The 11,199-nt window shown below is 70.6% G+C and carries 9 protein-coding genes and 1 pseudogene; all 10 read right to left on the bottom strand.

What is annotated here, in order from left to right:
- Positions 1–254: pseudogene (locus ACGFZW_RS34340) on the bottom strand (NAD-dependent malic enzyme); the annotation flags it as partial.
- A gap of 303 nt (positions 255–557) precedes the next feature.
- Positions 558–1,868 carry an MFS transporter gene (locus ACGFZW_RS34335; protein WP_393897230.1) on the bottom strand — a complete coding sequence of 437 codons (1,311 nt, stop codon included), beginning with the start codon at positions 1,866–1,868 and terminating at the stop codon, positions 558–560.
- On the bottom strand, positions 1,865–3,103 hold the full coding sequence (locus ACGFZW_RS34330; protein ID WP_393897229.1) for an ATP-grasp domain-containing protein: 1,239 nt from the start codon (positions 3,101–3,103) through the stop codon (positions 1,865–1,867). The genes ACGFZW_RS34335 and ACGFZW_RS34330 overlap by 4 nt, the downstream gene beginning before the upstream one ends.
- Positions 3,100–4,296, bottom strand: coding sequence for a pyridoxal-phosphate dependent enzyme (locus tag ACGFZW_RS34325; protein WP_393897228.1), 1,197 nt, complete (start codon positions 4,294–4,296; stop codon positions 3,100–3,102). Before ACGFZW_RS34325 ends, ACGFZW_RS34330 begins: the two co-directional genes overlap by 4 nt.
- A 2-nt stretch (positions 4,297–4,298) precedes the next feature.
- Positions 4,299–5,327, bottom strand: a complete 1,029-nt coding sequence (locus tag ACGFZW_RS34320) for an ABC transporter substrate-binding protein (RefSeq protein ID WP_393897227.1) — start codon at positions 5,325–5,327, stop codon at positions 4,299–4,301.
- Positions 5,324–6,151 (bottom strand): ABC transporter ATP-binding protein, encoded by an 828-nt coding sequence (locus tag ACGFZW_RS34315; protein ID WP_393897226.1) that lies wholly within the window; start codon positions 6,149–6,151, stop codon positions 5,324–5,326. Before ACGFZW_RS34315 ends, ACGFZW_RS34320 begins: the two co-directional genes overlap by 4 nt.
- Entirely contained in the window at positions 6,152–7,291 is a 1,140-nt protein-coding gene (locus ACGFZW_RS34310; RefSeq protein WP_393897225.1) for a FecCD family ABC transporter permease, read from the bottom strand.
- Complete coding sequence (locus ACGFZW_RS34305; RefSeq protein WP_393897224.1) at positions 7,288–8,037, bottom strand: class I SAM-dependent methyltransferase; 750 nt, start codon at positions 8,035–8,037, stop codon at positions 7,288–7,290. The genes ACGFZW_RS34310 and ACGFZW_RS34305 overlap by 4 nt, the downstream gene beginning before the upstream one ends.
- Before the next feature lie 235 nt (positions 8,038–8,272).
- On the bottom strand, positions 8,273–8,566 hold the full coding sequence (locus ACGFZW_RS34300; RefSeq protein WP_393897223.1) for a hypothetical protein: 294 nt from the start codon (positions 8,564–8,566) through the stop codon (positions 8,273–8,275).
- Positions 8,567–8,756: 190 nt separating this feature from the next.
- On the bottom strand, positions 8,757–11,120 hold the full coding sequence (metE, locus tag ACGFZW_RS34295) for a 5-methyltetrahydropteroyltriglutamate--homocysteine S-methyltransferase (RefSeq protein WP_393897222.1): 2,364 nt from the start codon (positions 11,118–11,120) through the stop codon (positions 8,757–8,759).
- Between the last annotated feature and the right edge of the window lie 79 nt (positions 11,121–11,199).

Genomic DNA, 11,199 nt, shown 5'->3' with positions numbered 1-11,199 from the left:
TCCGAGACCTTGCCCAGCGACACCCCCTCGATGCCCCGCAGCTCCTGGACGATCTCGTCGGCGTGCGCGGTCGACGTCGCGGCGATGGTGACGTCCATCCGGAGCTTCTCGTGCCCGGAGGCGGTCACATCGAGACCGGTGACCGACCCGCCGGAGGACTCCACGGCCGTGGTGAGCTGGCTGACGGCGGTGCCGCTCGCGGGAACTTCCAGTCGCACCGTCATCGAATACGAGACGCTGGGCGCCGTTGCCATGAGTGACTTCCTCTGCTGTTCCGTGGTGCTGTTGTGTTCCGCCGGGTGGTCCGAGGGCGGACCGCGGCGAGTTCCCGTGCCGTCCCGTCGAGCGGCAGGCTGCCGGCCGGCGTCGGTCGAACGAGCCTGTCGATCTCCTTGGCCGAGGTTCCGGTCAGCGCGGTGCGCGGCAGTGCTGGTGACTATGCAGCAGCAGGGGACGCCAGTCACCCTTGCGTTCATTTCGTTCGGAGTCATGGGCTCGAACCTGCCCTTGGCCTCGGCTCGGTTGTGCTCGACCAAGCCGTTCAACACGCGGATTGATCAGTCCGAGCCATCGGCCATGAGCAGCCGTCGCTGTCGGCGGCGCAGGAAGCGGAGCAGCAGCGGGGGCAGCACCGCGCATTGCACGGCGACGGCTGCCCAGAAGAGACCGGGATGGCCGGAGCGCTCGGCCAGTTCGTAGCCCTCTCCTCCCGCGATGCCGCTGACGAACGCCCCGATTCCGGCTGCCAGCCGCTGACGGCCGAAGACGACGGCGGGCGTGCGGGGCGACCGGGCGAGGGCTTCGAGGTCGTTCTTGAGGAAGAGGACGATCTCGCCCAGGCAGATCAGCAGGGCTCCGGCCAGGATGGTGGAGGGAGAGCCGACGGCGAGGGTGCACATGCCGACGGCCAGCGCGGCAAAGCCCAGGAGTAGGACGCGGACGTAGGGCAGGCGGGCGATCCAGTCGGACAGCAGCGGCTGTGCGACCACGAGGAGTGCGGCGTAAGCGGCCAGGACCAGGCCGTAGAACACCGTCGAGGTCCGGGGCACGGCGTAGACCGCGAGGTAGTGCTGGAAGAACATGAAGGCGTACACGCTCAGCACGGTGATCGCGAACGGCAGGACCGGCGGCCCCGGTGGTCCGGCGGTTGCCTTGTCCCCACTTCCCTGTGATCGGCCCCGGCTCTCCCCTTGTGGGGGCGGTCGTCCGGTGTCGTCGCTGTCGCCGTCCCACGGTTCTTCCGGCCGGTGTTCGGCATTTTCCACGGGCAGCAGGGCGTGCCCTGCCGTGATGACCGCGAAGAGCCCGGTGACCGCGGTGAAGAGACCCGCGGAGGCGCTGAGTACGAAGGGCGCGGCGGCGAGCGGCCCCAGCGCTATACCTGCGTTGAGGGCGGAACTGCTCGCGGACAGCAGCAGGGGGCGCTGAGCGTCTTCCGCGCGGTGCACCAGATATGCCTTATTGGCGGGCAGATAGAGCGCGGCGCCGCAGGAGACGAGGAAGAGCGCGGTCACGGCCGCGACCGGATGGCTGAGTCCCGGCAGGAAGCCGGCGAAGCCGGTCGTTCGGATGACGAGCGCGAGCAGCATGGTGCGCTGCAGTCCGATGCGCTCGGCGATCGCTGCGCCGATGACGCCGCCGGAGAATTGCACGAACGACGCGATGGCGAGCACCACGCCGACGGCGCCGAGCCCCATGCCCAGCCGCTCGTGCAGCAGCACCGACATGAAGGGCAGTACCGCGAAGCTGCCCAGTGGGATCAGGAACGATCCGGCCAGCAGGACGTACTGCGGCCCGGTGATACGGGTGAGCCGTGTGAGGTGGGAGCGGGTGCGGAGGCCCGGCGGCGTGCGGCGTGGCGGCGTCATCCCTGGTCGTCGGACGTGACCGTCGGCCGTATGCTTCCGGCCGCGCTGAGCGCCCGGTGCAGGGCCAACTCGGCGGTCGCCGCTTCGGTCAGCACGATCCCGGTGCAGCTGCGCTGGTCGCCCAGGTGCTCCACTCGTTGCCCCGGAGCCGCCGTGGGGTACCACTCGGGCGAGCCCGGGAAGGCGGACAGCCCGTCGAGTCCGGTCCAGCCCGTGAGCGTTCCGGGGTGATCGGGGTAGATGAGCACGAAGCCGGTGGCGGGGCCGGGACGGGAATCCGTTGCGTCAAGGGCATCCAGTAGTGCGGGGCGGCGGCCGAGGGCGGTGTCGACCATGGCGTCGTAGACATTGGTACCCAGGGAGCGGCACAGCGCCTCGCCGACGAGTGCGCCACCGATGCGGCGGTTGATCTCCACCAGTTCCGGGCCCTCGGTGGTGAGGACGAACTCCACGTGCGCGAAACCGGAGTCGTGGCCCGCGGTCTTCAGGACGCGCTCCACCCAGTGTTGGACCACGTCGAGTTCGGAGCCGGGCAGTGCGACGGGGAAGGCAGCGGCCTCTTCGCGGACGGAGGGCTCCGGAGACATCTGGCGGCTGAGGACGCCCAGGAGTTTCGCTTCGCCGTCCCAACTGAGGGTCTCCGCGCTGTAGACCGGACCGGAGAAGAGGGGCTCGGCGAACAGGTCCCCGCTGAAGGGGCGTTGTGCTGCCTGGGAGAGGGCGATGTGCAGTTGCCGCTCGTCGCGCACCAGCCAGACGTTGCGGGAGGAGGTGCCCGCGGAGTCCTTCAGGACCGTCGGCAGCCCGATCTCGCGGAGGATCGTGGCGACCGCCGAGGGGTCGGCCGGGACGGTGAGGGCTCCGCCGCGGCTCAGTCCGTGTGTGTGAAGGAGGGAGCGCACCCGGCTCTTGTCCCTGAGCCGGCGGACCGCGGTGGGGTCCGGCCCGGGGAGACCGAATTCGGCGGCGAGGTCGGCGCCCGGGATGCTCCAGGTGTCGGTCGAGTTGACGATCCCTCGCAGGTCGGGCAGGGCGCTCAGGGCGGCGGCGCAGGCGTGCTCGTCGGCGGTGTCGATGTCGACGACGTCGAGAGCTTCCCGGTCGAGGCGTGCGAGTTCGTGGCGGTAGACGGCCCGGTCGCCGGTGAGCAGGCACAGCCGGTGCCCGGCGTTATCGGCCGCCTCCGCCAGGCGTCCCAGTCCGAAGGTGAGTGCTTCCAGGGCGGCGATGGTCACGATGCCGGGTTCTCCTTGATCGGTGCGGTCAGCGGTGCCGGTGTCCGCAAGGGCTGTTGCGCCGACGGGAGCGTCGGCGTGTGCGGAGACGTCGGTGTTGCTGGGGACGTCGGCGTCGGTGGGGGTGCGACGGCTTGCGCGGGCACGGGGGCCCTGCCTACGTCGAAGCGCCGTCGTTTCCACTCCATCACCGACCAGGGAGGCACGAGGTCGGCGAGGCTGGTGATCCGGTGCGGTTCGAGGGTGCGCGGGTCGAGGGCTTCGTGGTGGCGGGCGAAGACCCGCTCGGTGTAGCGGTGTCCGGTGTCGGCGCCGATGACCAGGTGCATATGGTCCGGGTGGCGGGCGGCCTCCCAGCCCGCCACGAGGTGGGCGGCGCCGGTGGACAGGCCGGCGAACACGGCGTGTTCCCGCAGCAGGCCGACGGCGCCCGCCATGGCGTGGCGGAAGTCGAGCCAGTGGAGCGTGTCGTACAGGTCGTGGCGGACGTTGTCGAACGGGATCGAGCTGCCGATGCCGGCGATGATCGCCTCTGGGTCGCTGAAGTCCTCGCTGCCGAAGGTCACACTGCCGAAGGGCTGAATTCCCCGCAGGCGTACGGTCCGGCCGCGTCCGCGCAGCGGGCGGACGAGTCCGCCGGTGGAGGAGCCGGTGCCCACGGCCCCCACCACCGTCAGCGGGGCATCGGGCAGCGCGCGGTCCACCAGATCGGCGAACTCGCGGTAGCCGGTGTAGTGGACGGCGTCGTGGTACTGGCGCATCCAGTGCATGCCGGGCCGCTCGGCCAGGAGCCGCCGGACCCGGCGGACCCGGCGTTCCTGATCGAGTCTCAGGTCCTCGGCGGGCGGCATCTGGTCCACGGTGGCGCCGAGGACCTCCAGTTGCGCGCGCATGGCCGCGTCGACGGTCGTCGAGGCGACGATGTGGCAGCGCAGACCGTAGCGGTGACACGCCATGGCCAGGGCCAGTGCGTAGATGCCGCTCGAGCTGTCCAGGAGGGTCTGGCCCGGTCGGACGATCCCTCGCGCCAACAGGGTGCGGACCGCGCCGAGGGCGGCGTAGACCTTCAGGGTCTCGAAGCGGGCGAGCACGACGTTGTCGGACAGCCGCAGCAGGTCGGGTGCCTTGATCGCATCCGTGATGTGCTCGTGGACGAGGGCGGCGGGGGCGGGTGCGGTACGCGTCGAGTTCACCGTCACCGCCCGACCGATCGCAGGTAGCGGCCCAGTTTCTCGGCGCCGGTGATGTTGCGTGGACCGCTGACGGCGTCGCCGTAGGAGAGGACGAAGAAGCGCTTGTTCTTCACGGCCGGTACCGACTTCAGGGAGGGCAGCGAGGTGAGGTGGTCGATCTTTTCCTTGGCGGGCCGGTCGGCGTAGTCGATGATCACGATCACTTCGGGTCTGGCCTTGACCACGGGTTCCCAGCCGACCGTCGCCCAGCCCTTGTCGAGAGCGTGGAAGACATTGGCTCCTCCGGCCGCGGTGATGATGTCGTCGGGTGCGGCGTGGCGCCCGGCGGTGAAGGGCTGGTCGGTGCCCGAGTCGTAGACGAACACCTTGGCCGGGTCGCCCTTGTCGGGCCAGGTCTTCCGCAACGCGGCCACACGGGCCTTGAGACCGGTGACGAGCTTGTCGGCCCGCTGCTCCACGCCGAAGATCCGGCCGAGGTTCCCCAGGTCGGTGTAGAGGGCTTCCATCGGTGTCACGTCGATGCTCTTGTCGCCGTAGTCCCAGCAGGTCTCCGTGTGCAGATAGGAGGCGATACCGACCTTCTTCAGCAGCGCGGGCGTGATCCCGCGTTCCTCGCTGAAGCCGGAGTTCCAACCGGCCAGCACCCAGTCGGCCTTGGCGTCGACGACGATCTCGCGGGTGATGCGGTCGGTGCCGAGGCGCTCGACCTCGGCGTAGCCCTTGCGCCAGGGCGAGCCCTTGATGGAGGGGTCGCCGAGTTCGTTCATGACGTAGCCACGCATCCGGTCGGCCAGACCGAGGGCGAACATCTTCTCCGCGCCGCTGACGTCGTAGGCGACCGGGCGTTCCGGCCGGGGATAGGTGATGTTCCGGCCGCAGTTGGAGACGGTGACGGCGCCGGACGGGTTCTTCGCCGCGGGCTCGACCTCGGCGCCGCAGCCGGTGGTCGTCAGGAGCCCGGCCGCCAGCAGCCCGGCGGTGAGGGCACGGGGCAGGACCCGGGGGAGTGGTCGTCGGGTTCGTCGGATCATTCGTGGGGTCCTTCCGAGGGGGCTTCGGCAGCTGTGCGCAGGCCGGTGGGGGCCGGGGAGAGGTCGTAGAGCAGTTGGGGGATTCCGGTCCGCGGGTGGGGGATGACCGTGGCGTCGACGCCGAACACCTTGCGGACCAACTCGGGTGTCAGGACCTCCGCCGGGTCACCGGAGGCGACCAGGGAGCCGCAGCTGAGCACGGCGAGGCGGTCACAGACCTGAGCTGCCAGATTGAGGTCGTGCAAGGCGGTGAGGACGGTCAGTCCGGACCCGCGCAGGAACGACAGCAGCTCCACCTGGTGGCGTACGTCCAGGTGGTTGGTCGGCTCGTCGAGGACCAGGACGCGGGGTTCCTGGACCAGCGCCCGCGCGACGAGGACGCGCTGGCGCTCGCCGCCCGAGAGGGCCAGGACGCTGCGGCCGGCAAGATGCGCGACGTCCAGCCGCTCCATCGCCTGCCGGCACAGCGCACGCTCGCGAGCGGTCAGCGGGCGGTTGCCCTGTACGTGCGGGGCGCGGCCCAGCGCCACCACCTCCTCGACGGTGAAGTCGAGTTCGGTGTGGCTCTCCTGGGTCAGGGCGGCGATCGACCTGGCACTGTCGCGCAGTTTCCGCGACGTCAGGTCGCCGCCGTCGAGCAGGACGACTCCCGCCGTGGGCTTCAGGGCACGGTAGACGCAGCGCAGCGCGGTCGACTTGCCGCTGCCGTTGGGGCCGACGAGCCCCACGATCCGGCCGGCGGCCACATCGAGGCTCAGCCGGTCGAGCAGTGTGCGACCGGCCATCTCGACCGTCAGGTCACGCAGGGACAGCACCGTGTCCATCTACCGGCCTCCGAACAGATAGCCGCGGCGGCGCATCAGCACGATGAACACCGGCACACCGATCAGCGCGGTGATCACTCCGAGCGGCAGCTCCTCGGGCGCGAAGACCGTACGCGCCACCAGATCGACCCACACCATGAAGCAGGCTCCGGCGAGCGGCGCGACCGCGAGCACCCGCCGGTGTGTGGAGCCGACCCAGATCCGCACCACGTGGGGCAGGACCAGCCCGACGAAGCCGATCGCGCCGCTGACCGCGACGATCAGCCCGGTGACGGCCGCGGTGAGCACGAACAGACCACGCCGCAGCGCCTGCGCGTCCACCCCCAGGCCGGCGGCGGTCTCGTCCCCCAGCGACAGCACATCCAGGGACCGGCTCAGACGCAACAGCACCACGATCGCGACCAGGACCGCTGTCGCCGCCGGCGGCAGCGACTCCCAGGACGCCGACCCCAGACTGCCCAGCAGCCAGAACAGCACCGTTCGCGCGGCCTGGCCGTTCGGGGAGAGGAAGACCAGGACGCTCATGAGCGCCTGGAACCCGTACGCCAGCGCCACCCCGGTCAGGACGAGCCGCAGCGGCGTCAGCCCCAGGGGACCGCGCGCGGCCAGGTACACCAGCATCGTGGCCCCGAGGGCGCCGAGGAACGCCGCGGCCGAGAGGGCATGGACGCCCAACCCCGCGAAGACCCCGAAGACCACCACAGCGGTCGCCCCGACGGACGCGCCGGAAGAGATGCCCAGGACGAACGGATCCGCGAGGGCGTTGCGCACCAGTGCCTGGACGGCGACGCCGACGACCGAGAGCCCTGCCCCGACGACCACGGCCAGCAGGACCCTGGGGGCACGGACCTCCCAGACGATGGAGTACCCGCTCACCTCGTCCGCTCCGATGCTGCCGCCGGTCACTGCCGCGGACAGGAAGCGCACGACGTCACCCACCGGTACGACCGTGGGCCCCAGCGCGATACCCGCCAGGACGGAGACCACCAGGACCGCCGAGAGCGCGATCAACGTGGTCGGCAGCCTGCCGCGGCCTGCGGAACGGCGCTCCCGGTCCTGGGACTCACCCTCGGGCGGGAGAGCGGTGGAGGAGCCTCCCGGCGGGATCGCCGGCGGCGTTCCGGAAACGGTCTCGCTCATGAAGCCCCCACGCGGGTGCCCCGCACGATCAGCCGCGGCGCGTGGTTGTCGTAGGGGGAGCCGTCGAAGTCCCCGTAGCACCGCACGTCCGTGAAGCCGACCGCTTCGAACAGCGCGCGCAGCTCGGCCGCGCTGTAGAGGAAGGAGGTGATCGAAGCCTCGCGCGCCACTCCGTCGCGCACCAGCGTCCAGTCGGTGCGCAGCCGCGTCCAGCTGTCCAGGACGGTGTCGCGCTGCACCACGTACCCGCCGTCGTCGAGTTCGACGAGCTTGGGGCGGCCGATCCAACCCGCGAGGACCTCCTTGCCCATGACATCGACGAGCAGCTGTCCGCCCGGCACCAGCGAGTCATGGGCGTTGCGCAGCACCTGCTCGTTGTCCCGTGGGTCGTCGAAGTAGCCGAACGAGGTGAAGACGTTCAGCACCACGTCGTACGACTCGGGCTCGACGTGCGTCAGCATGTCCGCCTGCACCAGCCGGACATCGGCTCCGGCCTCCTCGCAGGCAACACGGGCCCGCTTCAGCATGAGGGGGCTGAGGTCCACCCCCGTCACCACGTAGCCGCGGCGGGCCAGCGGCATCAGATACAGGCCGGGCCCGCAACACAGGTCCAGGACGCGGCTCCCGGCCGGGAAGTCGAGCAGAGGTGAGCCGGCGACGACGTCCGCCGTCGCCGTGCGCCTGCGCTCGGAGAACATCGTCCCGGAGAAATCCGACCAGAATCCGTCGTCCTCGTACCAATGCATACGGCTGCAACCTCACTCCAGTGCCGGGCCGGGTCGGACGCCGCAGCGCCGCGACCTCGTCAGTGCGGGCCATTCACCACACGAGTCGGCTGCCAAGGCCTTTGAGTTCCCGGCAAGTTCACAATTGGCCGGGGAGCGGGCAGATGACGCCGTTCACGGTGGTGCGCCGAAGGCACGTGCCCGTACGGTGCGGGTCGGCGTGCGAGATGAGTCGCTCGCCGGCGAGCAGGCGAGGTCAGTCCTGCAGAGCGGCCGAGAACGCCTCACGGTTGGCCGTCAGCCAACCCCGGATGCGGTCCCAGCGCTGCCAACCACAGCAATCTGCATCGGACTTGACGTAGGTCGGGTCACCGTCGGCCACGCGGTCGGCGGCGAACGCCCGGCAGGCCGCGGTGGTCTGTTCGATGATGTCGGGCAGCTCGGTGCGCTCCTGAAGGGACACGCCGTAGCTGTCCACGAAGATCCGCAACCGTTCGTGCGCATCCAGCCCGGGAGGGTAGAGGGCAGCCGCGGAGGCGGGATCGAGCATGGGCACCCCGCCGGAAGACGGCACCTGCGTTCACCATGCCGCCGACCAAGGCTTCGCTGGCCGCCGATTCGCTCTCACCCTCAGCCGTCATGGATGGAACCCCACAGCCCGCTCCGCGGCGGGCGGACGGTTTCGAACCCGGCGGGTCCGGGCCGGACACGGTGGTGTCCGGCCCGGACTCAAGGGGCGGTCAGGAGGCGCCGGCGGCCAGCTCGCTGCGGATCTCGCGGGCGGCGGTGACGAGGTTCTCCAGGGAGGCCCGGGTCTCGGGCCAGCCGCGGGTCTTCAGGCCGCAGTCGGGGTTGACCCAAAGCCGTTCGGCGGGGATGGCCTCAAGTCCCTTACGGAGGAGGGCTGCTGCCTCTTCGGCGCTGGGGACGCGCGGGGAGTGGATGTCGTAGACACCGGGGCCGGCTTCACGGGGGTAGCCGTGCTCGGCCAGCTCGCGCGCGACCTGCATGTGGGAGCGGGCGGCCTCCAGGCTGATGACGTCGGCGTCGAGGGCATCGATGGCCCGGACGATGTCGCCGAACTCCGCGTAGCACATGTGGGTGTGGATCTGAGTGTCCGGCCGTACGCCACTGGTGGTGAGGCGGAACGCCTCGGTCGCCCAGTCCAGGTACCCGGCGTGCTCGGCTGCGCGCAGTGGCAGGGTTTCGCGCAGTGCGGGCTCGTCGACCTGGATGACGGAAGTCCCGGCGGCCTCAAGGTCGTTGACCTCGTCGCGCAGGGCGAGGGCCACCTGGCGTGCGGTGTCGCCCAGCGGCTGGTCGTCGCGGACGAAGGACCAGGCGAGCATGGTGACCGGGCCGGTGAGCATGCCCTTGACCGGACGCTCGGTCAGCGACTGGGCGTAGTGGGTCCAGCGCACCGTCATCGGCTCGGGGCGGGAGATGTCCCCGGCGAGGACCGGCGGGCGCACATAGCGGGTGCCGTAGGACTGCACCCAGCCGTGCTGGGTGGCCAGGTAGCCGGTCAGCTGTTCGGCGAAGTACTGGACCATGTCGTTGCGTTCGGGCTCGCCGTGCACCAGGACGTCGATCCCGGCCTTCTCCTGGAAGCCGAGCACGTCACGGATCTCGGTCTTGATGCGCTCCTCGTAGCCGGCGGTGTCGATCCGCCCGGCACGCAGGTCGGCCCGTGCCGTGCGCAGCTCGGTGGTCTGCGGGAACGAGCCGATCGTCGTCGTGGGCAGCAGCGGCAGGCCGAGGTGCGCGCGCTGGGCGGCGGTCCGTTGGGCATACGGCTGGGAGCGGCGCCCGTCGGATTCGGTGACGGCCGCGGTGCGGGCTCGCACCGCCGGGTTGTGGGTGAGTGCCGATCCGGCCCGGGAAGCGAGGTCGGCGCGGTTCGCGGCGAGTTCGCCCGCGATGGCTTCCGTGCCGCGCGCCAGGCCGCGTGCGAGGACGGCGATCTCCTGCGTCTTCTGACGGGCGAAGGCCAGCCAGCGGGCGATCTGCGGATCGATGTCGCGCTCGGCGGTGGCGTCCAGCGGGACGTGCAGCAGCGAACAGGAGGCCGAGACATCGACGTGGTCGGCGAGACCGAGCAGTGTGCCCAGCGTCGACAGCGACTTCTCGTAGTCGTTGATCCAGATGTTGCGGCCGTTGACGACGCCCGCGACCAGACGCTTGCCGGGCAGTCCGCCGACCGCGGCGAGGTCCTGGAGGTTGGCGGCGCCCGACTCGGTGAAGTCGATGGCGAGCCCCTCGACCGGCGCCTTGGCCAGGACGGTCAGCGCGTCGCCGAGCCGACCGAAGTAGGAGGCGACCAGGAGCTTCGGGCGGTCGGTGAGGGCCCCGAGCTCGCGGTGGGCGCGAGCGGCGGCATTCAGTTCCGCCGGGGTGCGGTCCTGGACGAGAGCGGGCTCATCGAGCTGCACCCACTCTGCGCCCGCTGCCCGCAGGTCGGCGAGGACCTCGGCGTACACCGGAAGGAGCCGGTCGAGCAGGGTCAGCGGCTCGAAGTCGGCGGTCACTCCCGGAGCCGGCTTGGCCAGCAGGAGGTAGGTGACCGGCCCGACGAGGACCGGGCGGGCGGCGTGCCCGAGCGCGAGTGCTTCCTTCAGCTCGGCGACCTGCTTGGTGGAGTCGGCGGTGAAGACGGTGTCCGGGCCGAGCTCGGGGACCAGGTAGTGGTAGTTGGTGTCGAACCACTTGGTCATTTCCAGCGGCGCGACATCCTGGGTGCCCCGCGCCATGGCGAAGTAGACGTCAATGGGGCATCCCCTGCTCGAGCGAAGCCGAGAGCTTGGGGAAGCGTCGGCGTCGACCGCCGCGCGGTGCCGCTCGGGGACAGCGCCGACCATGACACTGGTGTCCAGGACGTGGTCGTAGTACGAGAAATCACCGGACGGCACTTCGTGGATGCCGGCGTCGGCCAGCTGCTGCCAGTTCGCGCGGCGCAGTTCTGCCGCGGTCCGGCGGAGGGCGTCGGCGTCGACGCGGCCCTTCCAGTAGCCCTCGATGGCCTTCTTCAGTTCCCGGTGCTGTCCCTGGCGGGGGTAGCCGTACACGGTGGCCCGTGCTGCCGCGGCTGCGGACTTCGCTGTCACGGAACTCTCCTTCGCGAGATGTCTCGTCGGTGTCCCGGGAACGGAACGAGAGCGCGAAGGAACGACTCACCGGGCGGGG

Source organism: Streptomyces sp. NPDC048248 (assembly GCF_043201875.1).
GTDB lineage: Bacteria > Actinomycetota > Actinomycetes > Streptomycetales > Streptomycetaceae > Streptomyces.
Note: the sequence above shows the minus strand (reverse complement) of the source record. Positions and strands in the feature narration are given on the sequence as shown.

Coding starts and splice junctions, on each gene's coding strand:
- ACGFZW_RS34335 (WP_393897230.1), bottom strand. CDS start 1,868: ATGACGCCGCCACGCCGCACGCCGCCGGGCCTCCGCACCCGCTCCCAC.
- ACGFZW_RS34320 (WP_393897227.1), bottom strand. CDS start 5,327: ATGATCCGACGAACCCGACGACCACTCCCCCGGGTCCTGCCCCGTGCC.
- ACGFZW_RS34315 (WP_393897226.1), bottom strand. CDS start 6,151: ATGGACACGGTGCTGTCCCTGCGTGACCTGACGGTCGAGATGGCCGGT.
- ACGFZW_RS34310 (WP_393897225.1), bottom strand. CDS start 7,291: ATGAGCGAGACCGTTTCCGGAACGCCGCCGGCGATCCCGCCGGGAGGC.
- ACGFZW_RS34305 (WP_393897224.1), bottom strand. CDS start 8,037: ATGCATTGGTACGAGGACGACGGATTCTGGTCGGATTTCTCCGGGACG.
- ACGFZW_RS34300 (WP_393897223.1), bottom strand. CDS start 8,566: ATGCTCGATCCCGCCTCCGCGGCTGCCCTCTACCCTCCCGGGCTGGAT.